This window comes from Saccharopolyspora sp. NPDC045941, assembly GCF_056431445.1.
This window is the reverse complement of the sequence record NZ_JBWKKU010000003.1, coordinates 136,328-150,037: the sequence shown is the minus strand read 5'-3', so window position 1 is coordinate 150,037 and position 13,710 is coordinate 136,328. Positions and strand designations below refer to the sequence as shown.

At 71.4% G+C, this 13,710-nt stretch carries 12 protein-coding genes; 7 read left to right on the top strand and 5 right to left on the bottom strand.

Annotated features, from left to right (window positions below; genetic code table 11):
* Positions 1 to 3: 3 nt before the first annotated feature.
* On the bottom strand, positions 4 to 2,658 hold the full coding sequence (locus AC07FN_RS03775) for an AAA family ATPase (RefSeq protein WP_478394206.1): 2,655 nt from the start codon (positions 2,656 to 2,658) through the stop codon (positions 4 to 6).
* Positions 2,659 to 2,891: 233 nt separating this feature from the next.
* Here AC07FN_RS03775 and AC07FN_RS03770 point away from each other — a divergent pair, with 233 nt between their 5' ends.
* From AC07FN_RS03770 to AC07FN_RS03755, 4 genes are all read left to right on the top strand, one after another.
* Positions 2,892 to 4,280, top strand: coding sequence for a helix-turn-helix transcriptional regulator (locus AC07FN_RS03770; RefSeq protein ID WP_478394205.1), 1,389 nt, complete (start codon positions 2,892 to 2,894; stop codon positions 4,278 to 4,280).
* 379 nt (positions 4,281 to 4,659) lie between these two features.
* Entirely contained in the window at positions 4,660 to 5,340 is a 681-nt protein-coding gene (locus AC07FN_RS03765) for a helix-turn-helix transcriptional regulator (RefSeq protein ID WP_478394204.1), read from the top strand.
* Between the two features lie 209 nt (positions 5,341 to 5,549).
* The gene (locus AC07FN_RS03760; RefSeq protein ID WP_452615946.1) at positions 5,550 to 6,299 is read left to right on the top strand and encodes a response regulator transcription factor; all 750 of its coding nucleotides are present in this window, start codon (positions 5,550 to 5,552) and stop codon (positions 6,297 to 6,299) included.
* The gene (locus tag AC07FN_RS03755) at positions 6,296 to 7,408 is read left to right on the top strand and encodes a sensor histidine kinase (RefSeq protein ID WP_478394203.1); all 1,113 of its coding nucleotides are present in this window, start codon (positions 6,296 to 6,298) and stop codon (positions 7,406 to 7,408) included. Before AC07FN_RS03760 ends, AC07FN_RS03755 begins: the two co-directional genes overlap by 4 nt.
* 5 nt (positions 7,409 to 7,413) lie before the next feature.
* Here the strand turns inward: AC07FN_RS03755 and AC07FN_RS03750 are convergent, their stop codons facing one another.
* On the bottom strand, positions 7,414 to 7,821 hold the full coding sequence (locus AC07FN_RS03750; protein WP_452615944.1) for a CAP domain-containing protein: 408 nt from the start codon (positions 7,819 to 7,821) through the stop codon (positions 7,414 to 7,416).
* A 190-nt stretch (positions 7,822 to 8,011) separates the two neighbouring features.
* Complete coding sequence (locus tag AC07FN_RS03745) at positions 8,012 to 8,656, bottom strand: histidine kinase (protein WP_478394202.1); 645 nt, start codon at positions 8,654 to 8,656, stop codon at positions 8,012 to 8,014.
* A 246-nt stretch (positions 8,657 to 8,902) separates the two neighbouring features.
* Between AC07FN_RS03745 and AC07FN_RS03740 the strand changes: the two genes are divergently transcribed.
* Genes AC07FN_RS03740 through AC07FN_RS03730 form a run of 3 tightly spaced genes read left to right on the top strand, consistent with a single transcriptional unit; the run spans position 8,903 to position 12,179 of the window.
* Positions 8,903 to 9,526 (top strand): helix-turn-helix domain-containing protein, encoded by a 624-nt coding sequence (locus AC07FN_RS03740; RefSeq protein ID WP_478394201.1) that lies wholly within the window; start codon positions 8,903 to 8,905, stop codon positions 9,524 to 9,526.
* A gap of 44 nt (positions 9,527 to 9,570) precedes the next feature.
* Positions 9,571 to 11,049, top strand: a complete 1,479-nt coding sequence (locus AC07FN_RS03735) for a peptide MFS transporter (RefSeq protein WP_478394200.1) — start codon at positions 9,571 to 9,573, stop codon at positions 11,047 to 11,049.
* A 32-nt stretch (positions 11,050 to 11,081) separates the two neighbouring features.
* A complete protein-coding gene (locus AC07FN_RS03730; protein WP_478394199.1) occupies positions 11,082 to 12,179 on the top strand; it encodes an NAD(P)/FAD-dependent oxidoreductase in 1,098 nt (365 codons plus the stop codon).
* A 65-nt stretch (positions 12,180 to 12,244) separates the two neighbouring features.
* Here AC07FN_RS03730 and AC07FN_RS03725 read toward each other — a convergent pair whose 3' ends face one another.
* Together AC07FN_RS03725 and AC07FN_RS03720 are read right to left on the bottom strand one after the other, a co-directional pair.
* On the bottom strand, positions 12,245 to 12,658 hold the full coding sequence (locus AC07FN_RS03725) for an SRPBCC family protein (RefSeq protein ID WP_478394198.1): 414 nt from the start codon (positions 12,656 to 12,658) through the stop codon (positions 12,245 to 12,247).
* A 32-nt stretch (positions 12,659 to 12,690) separates the two neighbouring features.
* The gene (locus AC07FN_RS03720) at positions 12,691 to 13,701 is read right to left on the bottom strand and encodes an aldo/keto reductase (RefSeq protein WP_478394197.1); all 1,011 of its coding nucleotides are present in this window, start codon (positions 13,699 to 13,701) and stop codon (positions 12,691 to 12,693) included.
* Between the last annotated feature and the right edge of the window lie 9 nt (positions 13,702 to 13,710).

The window sequence follows — 13,710 nt, the reverse complement described above, 5'->3', positions numbered from 1 at the left end:
GGGTCAGGCGCAGCCGCGGAGCGTCGCGGTCGCGAGTTCGGCGCGCGACCGGTAACCCGTGCGCTGGAAGTACCTGGTCAGCCGCCCCTCCACGCTCTTCTCGCTGGTCCTCAGCACGGTAGCGACCTGCGAATTGGTCAGGCCCTCGGTGATCAGGGTGGCCAGCAGCCGCTCGTTCTCCGCCACCGTCGCGTTGCGGCCGGGGACGGCCACGTTGCGCTCCCGCATCAGCAACCGCAGCCGCGCGCGGGGGAGCAGGGCGCCGAGCTCGCCGAAAGCCTCGTACGCCGCGAGCAGGAGCTTCCGGTCGGCGAACCCGCGTTCCGCCACGGCGGTGACGGTGGTCGCGAACTCGAAGGGCCGGCCCCGCCCCGCCGCGAGTCCCAGGACTTCCGCCGCGGCGTCCGAGTCGCCCTCGACGAATACCCGGGCGAGCAGCCGGTTCTGGTGGGCCTCGGCGGTGCTGAGCTCGTCGGCGATCCGTTCGATCCGTTCCGCGTACAGCCTCGCCGCGTCCTTGTTGCCGCGCCGCGAATCGAATTCGGCGAGGTGCAGCCACAACTCCTCGGTCCCGGCGATGACACCGGCTTCGGAGGCAGCGGTGAGCGCTTGCTCGACGACGGCTCGCGACTGCTGGTGCGCGCCGATCGTCAGGTCCAGCAACGCTTCCGGGAGGGCCAACCGGTGCGGCAGCAGCAGGTGGCGGGAGCGGGCGTCCTCGATGGCGGCCCGGGCCCGGTTCAGCTGACCGCGCGCCGTGAGGATGGTCGCCATCTCCCGGAACATCGCGGCCTGCCCGGGCGGATCACCGTGGAGGGACGCGGTGGCGATGGCCGACCGGGCGAGGTCCAGCGAGCGGTCCCACTGCCCGGACAGGGCGGCGCGGACCGCCCCACCATCCGCCGGAACATCGGGGGAGCCCAAGCCGAGTGACTGGAGCAGTGCCCGGGCCGCTTCCACGGTGGGTGACGCGGCCGTCGGTGCCGTCCCGCCCGCGACCGCCACCGCGGCTTCGGCGATGGCCTGCCCGAAAGCGGCCGAGCCGGTGCCGCCCGCGTTCCACGTGCCGTGCCCGGCGAGGAGTTCGTCGCGCGCATCGGACCAGCGGTCGAGCAGGCAGAGCGCGGCGGCGCGGGTCACGAGGCGGGTCGCGTCGCCACTCGAGTGCCATCCGACCGCGGCGATGTCGCGCAGCGCGGCCGTGTGCCCGTTGCTCGCGAGCCCGGCAGTGGCGATGATCTGCAGCTCCTGCACGGAATCCGCCGCGAGCCAGTCCTCGTGGTCGCGCAGCGCCGCCTCGGCCGCCTCGGCGGCGGGGGCCAACCTCTGGTGCTGGGCGCAGAGGACGGAATGCCGGTGCAGCGCCGCGGCGCGGCGGGCGGGATCGGCGATCAGCCCGCACGCCGCCCACCGCCACCGGACGGCGCGAGCGTCCTCCGGTGCCGCCTCGCCGTGGGCCAGCAGCTCCGCCGCCGCCCGCTCGGCGTCCACCAGTCTGCCCGCGTCCACGATCCGATCCGGCAGATAGCCGTCATCGGGGCAGGTCACGGCACGTTCCCAGAGCGCGGTCACGGCCAGCTGCGCGCTCCTGCTCCGCTCGTAGGGGCCGAGGCACGCGGTCAGCAACGCGGCGAGCATCGGCGCTCGGAACCGCCAGCCGTTCCGGAACGCGACCACTCCCGAAGCGCGCAGCTCGCGAAGGACTTCGAGGACCTCGTCTTCGCCGATCCCGGCAGTCGCGGCGATCAGCGCCGGCGCCGCCTCGCCCAGCGGGTGCAGCACCGACAAGGCCTTGGCCACGGGCCAGGTCGCCGGATCGCGCAGGGTCGCGAACAGCGGGTGGGTGATCGGCAGCCGGGGCGCACCGGTGCCGATCAGGTGCGCCCGGCGGTCGACGACCCGCAGGCGATCGGCCGCCAGGTAGCCCTCGATAGCGGCGTGCACCAGGGCGGGCACGCCCCGGCACGCGTCGCGGAGTTCGGCGGCCAGCCCCGGCGTGGGCTTGGCGCCGAGGAGCGAGGTGAGGACGTGGTCCACTGCGGACACCGGCAGCGGCCGGAGCCGTTCCTCGTGCACCAGGCTGCGGGCGCGCAGCGGCGCCAGGTCCGCGCCGCCGTCGTTGGGCGTGGTGACGGTGCAGACGAACGTGATCCGGTCGTCGGCCAGCACGTCGAGCGCGGCGGAGAGGCTTTCGGGGGCGAGCCGGTGTGCATCGTCGATGAGGACGACGAGCCGGCCTCCTCGGATCGGGGCGGCCGACAGCCGCCGCACCGCGGCCGCGCCGGACTCGCCGCGGACAGGCGGCGAGCCCAGCTCATCGGCGATCCTGCCCACCAGACCGGGGAAATCCCGATCCCCGACGGAAACCCTGATGTCCGCAGTGGAGACATCCAGCCCGGACAGCCGCGCCCGCAGCCGACCCAGCACCCAGCTGCGGCCGATCCCGGCCGGGCCGGTGATCACGACCAGCGGCCGCCCCGGACGGCTCGTGCAGACGTCGAGCACGCGGGCGATCAGTTCCTCGCGGCCGGACGAACGGGCATCCGGCCCGGCTTCTCGGGCAGCGTTCGCAGCTCGAGGTGTACGCCGGTCCGCGAGCTCGGGAAGAGTCGGGATCGTCCTGTTGGGCGTGGGGATCATCCGTCGGGAGTTCAGCACGAATCCCAGTATTGCCAGCCGGCCTCGGCGCATCGAGTTCCAAGTTGTGAGGAGATTCTTAAGCTTTTCTTGCCAGGTCATCCACTGGTTCGGAATCCTTGCGCATTTCTGAATTCTGTCGTTCAGGAGTCTTTCCGCGCCCGGGTTTCCGGGTCACCCGGCATTAGCGTCCGCCCCGACGCGGTAAATGCATCGAGTCTGGCGCGACGGCGCCGGGAACGGGACGGACGGCAATGGGGCGGGAACAGATGGCGATCGAGGGCAGGGATGACGCGCTGGCGGCGCTGCGGTCCGCGTTGCGGAGCAGCGCGCCCGGCGGTCGCCTGCTGATCGTCCGCGGTGATGCCGGCATCGGGAAGACGAGACTGCTGGACGCGGCGGGCCGCCGCTGGCGGGCCAGGGGCACGCGGGTGGCGCAGGTGCGCGGCCGGTCCCGCGCGACGGCGGCGGAATCCGGCACCGACCGGTACGGGGTCGGCGCGGTCGTCGACGCGCTCCGGCAGGACTTCGACCGGCTCGGCGACTGCGGGCTGGTCGACGCGATCAGCGCCCTGGCGCGGTTCCACCGGCGCCAGGCGGGGGAGCCGGCCGCGCGGTTCCCCGCCGTGGCGACCGAGCTGAACTGGGTGTTCGGCCGGATCAGCAGCCGCGGCCCCGTCGCGGTGCTCGTCGACGACGTGCTGGACATCGCCGACCCCGTCCCGCTGCTGCAGGCGGTCCGCCGCCCCGGTTGCCTGGTCGTCGCGTCGATCCGGCCGGACGACGCGGTGGCGTCGGCATTCGCCGAACTGCTCGACCTGGCGGACGAGGTGATCGACCTGGGCCCGCTCGCGGACGAGCACATCGCGGCCCTCGCGGGCGATGAGCTGGACGAGAGCGTTCACACGGCTCTGCGCGCGGCGCTCGGGCCGCTGTACGGCAACCCCGGCACGGTGCTGGCGACGGTCGAGGCGCTGCGGGACAGGGGACGGCTCGTCGCCGATGGCGGCCGCCTCCGCCTCGACGACCAGGCATCCATCTGCCTGCCCTACGACCACGACCTGCTGCTGCGCGCCCGGCGGCTCGGCGGCCTCGGCCCGCGGCTGCTCGCCACGACGGCCTGGCTCGGCGCGTTCGACATCGATGACCTGCCCGCGGTCGCGGACGCGCTGGGCGAGGACGTCGCCGAGTGCGGCCGGACAGTGGACCGGCTCGTCGAGAACGGCTTGCTGGTGGGGGATGTTCGGGGGCGGCTGTGCTGCCTATGCCCGGCGCTCGCGGTCTCCGCGGTGGCCGAGGAGCGCGCCGCGGTCCGGTGCTTGGCGGGCCCGGCCGCCGAGTTCCCGAAACCGGCGCTGCTCCGCGAAACCGGTGGTTCGCCGCTGGCGGCGGCCCCGGCGCAGCCCCCGTCCGCCGCGCAATCCTGGTCGGCCACCGAGTCCCGCATCGTCGAGCTGATCGGCATGGGGCTCACCAACCGGCGGATCGGCTCGGCGCTCGGGTTGAGCGAGAAGACCGTGGAGAGTCAGCTCACCCGGCTGTTCGCCAAGACCGGCTGCCGCTCCCGCGTGGCGCTCGTGGCGGCCGCGAACTCGGCCGGAAGCCTGCGAGGCGCCGCGCTGCGCGGGCGGTCCGCGGCTTAACCAGGTCCGAAGTGGACAGCGGGCGCAAAGATGTGTTGATGAACTGGTCGGATCCTGGCGTGGACGGGCGAATTCACTGTCTAGAAATGAGTTTCACCCACAAGGCATTGCGGATTCGTCATGTACCCCGAGCGGTTCCGCAGGGGATTCGGTGTCGCCTTTGGACAAGTGGATCGGCGCGGTCGCCGGCAGATCCGCGGGGGGAATCCGGTGAGGGGATTCCCGCGAGCCCGCCCCGAGGCCGCGATCGGCCCTCCCGGAGCCGGACACTCGAATCATGTGGCTCGCGCGTTGTGCCGCCGAGAGCGCCGGGGCGGAGCGGAAGGTCGGGCGTCGCGTCGAACAGCACGCTCGCAATGCAGGTCGGAGGAAGAGCGCGATGATGACCAAGGTCGAATCGGCAACGCACACGGTGAACTCGGCAACGCACGAGCCCGACGAGCAGGTTCGGGTCGCGGTGTGGGCGCAGGACCCCATCACCTTGACCGGGCTGACCGGAATGCTCCTGGGCACCGCGGACGTGTTCGTCGCGGCGGACGCGTTTCCCGCCGACGTCGACGTGCTCGTGTTCGCCGCGGACCGGGTGACCCCGGAAGTCCTCGCCAGCATGAGCAAGGCGGCCTCGGAATCGGCGGCGCCCGCGGTGCTGGTGGCCAGGCAGTTGGAGCGCACCGTGCTGCTGCGGGTGGTCGAGTGCCGCGTGGTCGCGGTGCTGCACCGCGACGTCGCCACGGGCGAGCGGCTGGCCGAGGCGATCCGCGTCGTGGCCGAGGGAGGTGGTGTGCTGCCGGCCAACCTGCTGGGCGAGTTGCTGCGGCAGGTGGAGAACCTCAACCACGAGGTCCTGGAGCCGCGCGGCCTGAACTCCGCAGGCTTCACCTCCCGGGAGATCGGCGTGTTGCGGCTGCTGGCGGAAGGCTGGGATTCCGAGGAGATCGGCAAGAAGCTCTGCTACTCGGAGCGCACGGTGAAGAACGTCATCCACGCCATGACGAGTCGGCTCAAGCTGCGCAACCGGCCTCAGCTGGTGGCCCACTGCGTGCGGACGGGCGTGATCTGAGCGATCCGGAGACGCCGGGATGCGCACGGACGTCGTCCCTGCGGGAGAACGATTTTCGCGGTCGCTCGTGCGAGCGCGCCCGTGCTCGACCGCGGTTTCCGGTTGCGGGAGCGCACGCTTCTCGCGGCACGGTGCACTTCGGCCGCCTGCACGCGGCTCGGTGGTTCGGACTAGGGTGGCATGAAAACGGCAAGAAGCAGGTTTCGACGATGACGCAGGCTGATCTTGGCGCGGATCACCGATTCCGGGGGCGAGAACCGCGGATCCTGGTCGTGGAGGACGATCCGACGGTTGCCCAGGTGGTCACCGGCTACCTGCGCCGGTCCGGCTACACCCCGGTGCACGCCTCGGACGGCACGATGGGGCTGGAGCTGGCGCGGCAGATGTCGCCGGACCTCGTCGTGCTCGACGTGATGCTGCCGGGGCTGGATGGCATCCAGGTCCTGCGCGAGCTGCGCGCGTCCAACCAGGTGCCGGTCATCATGCTGACCTCGCTGGGGGAGGAGGAGCACCGGCTGCGGGGCCTGGAATCCGGCGCCGACGACTACCTCACCAAACCGTTCAGCCCGCGCGAGCTGGTGCTGCGGGTCCAGTCCGTGCTGCGCCGGACGGTCGCCATGCCGCCGGCCCGGGTCGACGGCGTGCTGCGCGTCGGCGACCTCCTGGTGGACCGGTCGGCGCGGACGGTCAGCAAGGCCGGACGCGAGCTGAACATGCCGATCAAGGAATTCGAGCTGCTGGTCTTCATGATCCGCAACGCAGGCCGGGTGGTCCGGCGGGACGAGCTGATGCGCGAGGTCTGGGCGCACAACTTCGGCGACGCCTCCACGGTCACGGTGCACGTCCGGCGACTGCGGGAGAAGATCGAGGACGATCCGTCCCGCCCCGCGCTGCTGAAGACCGTCTGGGGCGTCGGCTACCGGCTCGACCTCCCCGAGACCGGCGCCGGACCAGCATGACGCCGCTGCTGGTCGCGTTGATCGCGGTGTGCGAATCGGTCGGCGTGGGCCTCGTCGGCATGGTGGTCCTGCGGCTGCTCCGCAAGTACCCGGTGGGATATTCGCTGGTGGCGGTGATCATCATCACCGTGTACGCGATCAACACGAGCGCCCTCACCGTGGTGCTCGTCGCGCGGTCGGCGGAGCTGCCCGCAGACCTGCTCCTCGCGGTCGTCCTCATCGCCGGGGCGGTGGCCATCGGCGTCGGACTGGTGCTCGGCCGGTCGGTGATGAACGGCAGCCGGCAGCTGACCGACGCCACGCGCTCGCTCGGTCAGCGATACCGGTTCCAGCAGCCGGCGGACCTGCCGAGCGCCGAGTTCGCCGAGCTCGCGCAGGAGCTCCAGATCACCAACGACAAGCTCGCCGAGTCGCGGCGCCGGGAACAGGCGATGGACGCGTCCCGGCGGCGGCTGGTCGCCTGGATCTCGCACGACCTGCGCAGCCCGCTGGCGCGGCTGCGTGCCGTGACGGAGTCCATTGAGGACGGCGTGGTGGACGACCTGCCGGACTACTGCAGGAAGATCCGCGGCGACACCGAGGTCCTGTCGGAGATGGTGGACGACCTCTTCGAACTCTCCCGGATCCAGTCCGGGACGCTGCGCCTGGCCCCGCGGATGGTGGCGCTGGACGACCTCATCAGCGACGAGGTGGCGGCGCTCGAAGTGGTGGCCGGTGACCGGGGGATCAGCCTGCGGGCGAGGATGATCGAGCCGATCGTGGTCAACGTGGACGACCGCGCCTTCACGCGTGTGTTCAACAACCTGCTGGGGAACGCGATCCGGTACGCCCCGGAGGGTTCGACGGTGACCGTGGACATCCGCGCGGTCTCGGGCTGGGCGGCCGTCGCGGTGAGCGACGAGTGCGGGGGAATCCCGGAAGGCGACCTGGCCTCGGTGTTCGACATGGGGTGGCGCGGGGAGGACCGGAGGACGCGCGGCAGCAGCGGCGGCGGCCTCGGCCTGGCCATCGTGCAGGGTCTCGTGCAGGCGCACAACGGGAACGTGTCGGTGCGAAACGTTCCGGGCGGCTGCTGCTTCGAGGTGCGTCTCCCGCTGCCCGCGGCCTGAGGCCGTCAGTAGCCGAAGTTCTGCGTCCACCACGGGCCGGTGGCGTCGACGTGCAGCCCCACGCCGATGAACCGGAAGTCCGCGTTCAGGATGTTCGCGCGGTGCGGGATGCTCTGCATCCAGGCGTGCACCACCGCGGCGGGCGTTTCCTGACCGGCGGCGATGTTCTCGCCGCCGGGGTCTTCGAAACCCGCGGCCAGCATCCGTTCGAACGGCGACGGGCCGCGCGTCGCCTGGTGCGCGAAGAAGCCGCGCCGCGCCATATCGGCGCTGTGCCCGCGCGCGGCGCGGCGCAACCGCTCGTCGACGTGCAACGGGCCGAGCCGCCGCTTCGCCCGCTCCACGTTCACCAGCCGGACGACCTTGTCCTCGGTCTGGGTTCGCACCAGATCGCGGCTGGAACCTAAAGCCATTCTCCCGAGCCTCCCGAACTTCACCGACCGGCACCAGCTTCGCCCGTGCGGCGGGCGGGACGAACCGGCCGGGCCGCGAAGTCGGCGAACGGGCAGGAATCCGCGACTTTCGGGCAACGTTCCGGCCGCACCGTTGCCCCTCGCCGGCCGTCGCTGCGACCGGAAGACCACGAAGGGCCGCCCGATCGTTTCAGTCAGCCCTCGCTTCCGCGCAGTGGACACCGCGGCGGTGTCTGATTCCCTTGCCCACCAACAGGTTCAGCATTCGGCGACCCGCCTCCAGGAGCAGGTCTTCCCGGAACAGCGCGCCGTCTTCGGCGATGGCGGCCTTCATCCCAGTACCGCCCGGAAATGTTGCTGCTGTGCGGTTCCCGGCCGCTGTTCGGTGATGTGCACGCGCACGAGCCTCTTGCCGCCGGGTTCCAGCTTCGCAGGTGATCGGCGACGAGGAGACCCGTCCGGCCGGAGAGCTGCGTGCCGAGATCGTGTCCCGGCAGGTCGGGTCGCCGTGCTCGGCGACGGACATCCACGTCGGTTCAAGACCAGCGGCGAGTGCCGGTGGGTGGATGGTCGCGCCGAGCAGGCGCATGCGTTCGACGAGCAGGCAGACGGTGTCCCGGAGTGTGTCGATCCGGGCGGAGAGGTGCGGGTCGCCGGCCGTGGCGGACATCAGCCCGAGCTGGAGGGCCAGTGCCGACAGGCCCGCCGCCGGTCCGTCGTGCAGCTCGCGTTCCAGCTCGTAGCGGTACCTGACGGTGCTGCGGCCGGGCGCGCGCAACCAGCCGGGCAGCAGCCTGCCCAGCCAGGTGATCCTGCGCGCGATTTCAGTCGTCATAACAGCATCATCCCGGTCAAGCCCGGGAGAAAGGATGCAAACCCGGCAAGACGGGGATATCCCTCATCTCCCGTGCACGGCGCGGGTTCGGGTCCACGACCGCGTCCGGCCCGCTGCCGAGAGTCGCGCTGGACTGTCCACATCGGATTAGGAGCTCCGCCGGGGCCGGTTGCACGAGTTGTTCAGTATTGACTGCCCCTGTTTGGTGTGACTAAATGCCAGTACCCGAGGGAAGGGGGAGGAACCGTGGCCGACAGCGCTCATCCGGCCGAACCCGCCGCCGATGGCCCGACCCGGCTGGTGGGGGCGGCGATCAAGCGGATCCGCACCGAGCGCGGTCTGACGCTGCGAGACCTGGCGGAACGCTGCGGACTGTCGCCGGGTTTCCTCTCGCTGGCCGAGCGCGGCATCAACTCGATCTCGTTGACCTCGCTCTTCGCGCTGGCCGGCGCGCTGGAGGTGGACGCGGTCGAGCTGCTCGGCGCGGCCGGTCGCCGCAGCCGGCGCGAGTACTCGATCGCCCGGCACGACGACCCGCACGCCACGCGGGTGGTGATGGGCGAGCGGGAGCACCGCGTGCTGACCGCGGACCTGCCCGGCCAGCGCATCGAAGCCATGGTCACCGTGGTGCACCCGACCGCCGAGCCGTCACCGGTCACCCAGCACGACGGCGAGGAGTTCTGCTACGTCCTGCGCGGCGAGCTGGCGTTCCTGCTGCCGGACGAGACCGCGGTGCTCGGCGCCGGCGACTCGATCCACTTCAAGTCCACGATTCCGCACGCCATCCACAACCGCGGCACCGCGATCGCGGAGGTGCTCTGGACGGTCGACCGCCCGCTGCTGCGGCGACCCGACGGCACGACTCGCTGACCGCACTTCTCCCGCCGGTGCACGCCATCCATCGAAAGGCGGCCATGAGCGAGCAGACGGAGATCCCCACTAGCGACCGAGGTTTCTTCGGCCACCCCCGCGGCCTGGCCACGTTGTTCTTCCTGGAGATGTGGGAGCGGTTCTCCTACTACGGGATGTCCGCGATCCTGCTGTACTACCTGTACGACCAGACCTCCGATGGCGGGCTCGGGCTGGACAAGCCGACCTCGTCGGCGCTGGTGTCGGTCTACGGCGCCCTGGTGTTCATGTCCGGCATCCTCGGCGGCTGGCTGGCGGACCGGTTGCTGGGCATGCGCCGCGCGGTCCTGCTGGGCGGCCTGCTGATCATGTGCGGCCACCTGGCACTGGCGGTGCCCGGCGGGTTGCCCGCGCTGCTGGTGTCGATGCTGCTGATCGTGGTCGGCACCGGACTCCTGAAGCCGAACGCGTCCAGCATGGTGGGGGAGCTGTACACGCCGGCGGACAACCGCCGCGATGCCGGCTTCTCCCTCTTCTACATGGGCATCAACCTCGGTGCTTTCATCGCGCCGTACCTCGTGGGCACGCTCGGGCAACAGGTCGACTACCACCTCGGCTTCGGCCTCGCGGCCGTCGGGATGGCCGCGGGCCTGGTGGTGTACGTCCGGGGGCGGGCGCGGCTGGGCCAGGCCGGGGACGTGCCGACGAATCCGCTCCGCGCCGGCGAGCGGCGCCAGGTGGCGATGCGCGCAGCCGTGGGCGTTGCGGTGTTGGCGGTGGTGGTCGTGGTCCTCGGTGCCACCGGGTTCTTGACCGTCCAAGTGCTGATCAACGCCGTGTCGGTGCTCGCGGTGCTACTGCCGGCGGCTTACACGATCACGATGCTGCGTAGCCCGAAGACCGATGCCGTGGAGCGGTCCCGGTTGATCGCCTACATCCCGCTGTTCGTCGGCGCGGTGTGCTACTGGGTGGTGAACGAGCAGTCCGGCTCGGTGCTCGCGCAGTTCGCCGACACGCGAACCGATCTGGAGATCTTCGGGTTCGCGGTGCCGTCCTCGTGGTTCCAGTCGCTGAACCCGATCGCCACGCTCGTACTGGCCCCGACCTTCGCCTGGTTGTGGATCAAGCTGGGGGACCGGCAGCCCACCACGCCGCGCAAGTTCGCCACCGGACTGCTGCTCGGCGGGGCGTCGTTCGTGCTGATGGCCGGGCCCGGTCTGCTGCACGGCGTGGACGCGCTCGCCAGCCCGTGGTGGCTCGTCGCGAGCTACTTCGTGGTGATCTGCGGGTCGATGTGCCTGTCGCCGGTGGGCCTTTCGGCCACCACCAAGCTCGCCCCGCGGGCGTTCCTGGCCCAGATGATGAGCCTGTGGTTCTTGGCCTCCGCCGCGGCGGCGGGCATCAACGCGCAGCTGGTGCAGCTCTACAGCGCGGAGACCGAGGTCGGGTACTTCGCCGGGGTCGGTGCGGCGGTGATGGCCGCCGGGGTCGTCATGCACCTGATCGCGCCTCGGGTGCAGCGGCGCATGGGCGGTGTGCGATGAGGAGAAGTCGGTCGAACCGGAAGGAGCGGGAAATGCGGGTGGTGGTCGTCGGTAGCGGCATCGCCGGTGCGGCAGCCGGATACGAGCTGGCCCGGGCCGGGGTGGAGGTGGTCCTGGTGGACTCGCCGGCCCCGGGCCGCGCCACGTCGGCCGGTGCGGGCATCATCTGCCCGTGGTCGTCCAAAGTGGACGACCCGGACTGGTACCGGATCTCGGTCGCCGGGGCGGAGCACTACCCGGAGCTGCTGTCGGCGTTGGCCGCCGACGGCGAGACCGAGCTCGGCTACCGGCGGGTCGGCTCGCTGCGGCTGGTCTCCGAAGACGAATCGGAGGAGGCGTTCCAGCGGGTGGCGGAGCGCGCCGCGGAGTCCCCGATGGCCGGCGAAGTGGAGTTGATCAGCGGTCGCCGGGCCAGCGAGCTGTTCCCGCCGCTCGAACACGACGGCAAGGCGATCCACATCCCCGGCGCAGCGCGCCTGGACGGCCGCTTGGTCCGCGACGCGATGCGCCGCGCCGCCGCCCGGCGCGGCGCTCGGATCATCAACGGCACGGCGGCGATCGTCGCCGACAGCGCGGTCCGCGGAGTGCGGGTCGACGACGTGTTCATCGGCGCGGACGCCGTGATCGCGGCGTCTGGTGCTTGGTCGCCGCAGCTGCTCGAACCGATCGGTGTCCAGGTGCGGGTAACGCCGCAGCGCGGCCAGATCATGCACCTGCGGCTGCCGGGCGTGGACACCGCGAACTGGCCGGTCGTGCTGCCGCAGTCGCGGCACTACATCCTGGCCTTCGACGACTCGCGGGTCGTGGTCGGCGCGACCCGCGAGGACGACGCGGGCTTCGACCACCGGGTGACCGCGGCCGGGATGGCGGAGGTGCTCGGCGAGGCGCTGTCGGTGGCCCCCGGGCTGGCGGGTGCGACGCACGTGGAGACCCGCATCGGGTTCCGCCCGATGGGACCCGACATCCGGCCGCTGCTCGGCGCGGTTCCGCAGGTCGCCGGGCTGGTCGTGGTCAACGGCCTGGGTGCCTCGGGCCTGACGATCGGCCCGTACACGGGTTCGGTCGCGGCGCGGCTCGCCCGCCAGGTCGACCCGGGGATCGACCTGGCGCCGTACGACCCGCTGCGCTGAGGTTCCGGGCCGCGCCCGGTGCCGTGGCCCGGCGGTTGTGGCGCGCGGGCATCCCGTATCCGGGCTCACGCGCCCAGGGTCTTCGTCAGCGCGGCCAAGCCGTCGGCGTAGATGCCGTGGAACAGGGCGATCGCTTCGTCGTCGCTCGTTCCCACCGGCGTGAAGGTGCCGGACCACTCCACGCGGCTCTGCGTGCCGGACACCTCGTGCACGGTGATGGTCGAGCGGTAGCCGGTGACGGGGAACGGGGCCTGGACGATGGAGTAGGTGTACGTGCGCGCGTCGTTGTCGAACGCTTCGAGGCGTTCGACGATGGTGCCGCCCTCCTCGTTGGTGAGGCTGCGGACGCGTCCGCCCTCGCTGAGCTTGCTCGTGGGGATGTAGGGCAGCCAGTCGGGCAGCGAGTCGAAGCCTCCGATGAGCTGCCAGATGCGGTCCGCGGATACCTGGATGTCGATGGTCGCGGTCGTAGTTGCCACGGTCGTCTCCTGAAACTGGTGGGGTAGTGGGGTCAGGCGTTGGGAAGCGGGGCGTCCTGCGCGACCAGCCCTTCGGCGCGCAGAGCAGCCCAGAAAGCCGTCGGGACGGTCTCGTTGAGCGCGGCGACGTCCTCGGCGATGCGGCTCGGACGCGTGGCGCCGGGAATGGCCGCGGCGACGGCGGGGCGGGCGAGCGAGAACTGCAGCGCCGCCGCCTTGATGCCCACGCCGTGCTGCGCCGCGAGCGACTTGATGCGCTCCACCTTGGCGATGATCGAGGCGGGGGCCTTCTGGTACTCGAAGTGCTGTCCGCCGGCGAGAATGCCGGAGCTGTACGGCCCGCCGACGACGATGTCGACGCTCTGCGCCTCGGCGGCCGGCAACAGCCGCTGCAGGGCGCGCTCGTGGTCGAGCAGCGTGTAGCGGCCGGCGAGGAGGAACGCGTCCGGCTTCGCCTCGTCGAGGTCGAGCGTCAGCTCCAGGGGCTCGACGCGGTTGACGCCGAGGCCCCAGGCCTTGATGACGCCTTCGTCGCGCAGCTGCTGCAGGACCCGGAACGCGCCGGTGCGGGCGGACTCGTATGCGGCCAGCCATTCGTCGCCGTAGAAGTCCTGCGCGACGTCGTGCACCCACACGATGTCGAGGCGGTCCGTCCTCAGCCGCTTGCGATTGTCCTCAATGGAGCGCATCGTGGCGTCGGCGGAGTAGTCGGGGACGATCTTGTTGGGGCGTCCGTATTCGAAGATTCCGCCCTTCTCGCCCAGGTCGCGGGCGGCGGGGTCCTCGACCTCGTCGAGGATGACGCGGCCGACCTTCGTGCTCAGCACGAACTCGTCGCGGGGGCGGTCGGCCAGCCCGTCGCCCAGCCGGATCTCGGCCAGGCCCGCGCCGTAGAAGGGGGCGGTGTCGAAGTAGCGGATTCCCTTGTCCCAGGCGGCTTCCACGGTGGCCGCGGCCTCTTCTTCGGGGATGGCCCGGAACATGTTGCCCAGCGGTGCGGTGCCGAAGCCCAGCCGGCCGGGCAGGAAGGAATTGATGGACATGGTGCGGAT

Excerpts from the sequence above, each read along its gene's own strand:
- AC07FN_RS03770 (WP_478394205.1), top strand. The coding sequence starts at position 2,892 with ATGGGGCGGGAACAGATGGCGATCGAGGGCAGGGATGACGCGCTGGCG.
- AC07FN_RS03765 (WP_478394204.1), top strand. The coding sequence starts at position 4,660 with ATGATGACCAAGGTCGAATCGGCAACGCACACGGTGAACTCGGCAACG.
- AC07FN_RS03760 (WP_452615946.1), top strand. The coding sequence starts at position 5,550 with ATGACGCAGGCTGATCTTGGCGCGGATCACCGATTCCGGGGGCGAGAA.
- AC07FN_RS03755 (WP_478394203.1), top strand. The coding sequence starts at position 6,296 with ATGACGCCGCTGCTGGTCGCGTTGATCGCGGTGTGCGAATCGGTCGGC.
- AC07FN_RS03750 (WP_452615944.1), bottom strand. The coding sequence starts at position 7,821 with ATGGCTTTAGGTTCCAGCCGCGATCTGGTGCGAACCCAGACCGAGGAC.
- AC07FN_RS03745 (WP_478394202.1), bottom strand. The coding sequence starts at position 8,656 with ATGACGACTGAAATCGCGCGCAGGATCACCTGGCTGGGCAGGCTGCTG.
- AC07FN_RS03735 (WP_478394200.1), top strand. The coding sequence starts at position 9,571 with ATGAGCGAGCAGACGGAGATCCCCACTAGCGACCGAGGTTTCTTCGGC.
- AC07FN_RS03730 (WP_478394199.1), top strand. The coding sequence starts at position 11,082 with ATGCGGGTGGTGGTCGTCGGTAGCGGCATCGCCGGTGCGGCAGCCGGA.
- AC07FN_RS03720 (WP_478394197.1), bottom strand. The coding sequence starts at position 13,701 with ATGTCCATCAATTCCTTCCTGCCCGGCCGGCTGGGCTTCGGCACCGCA.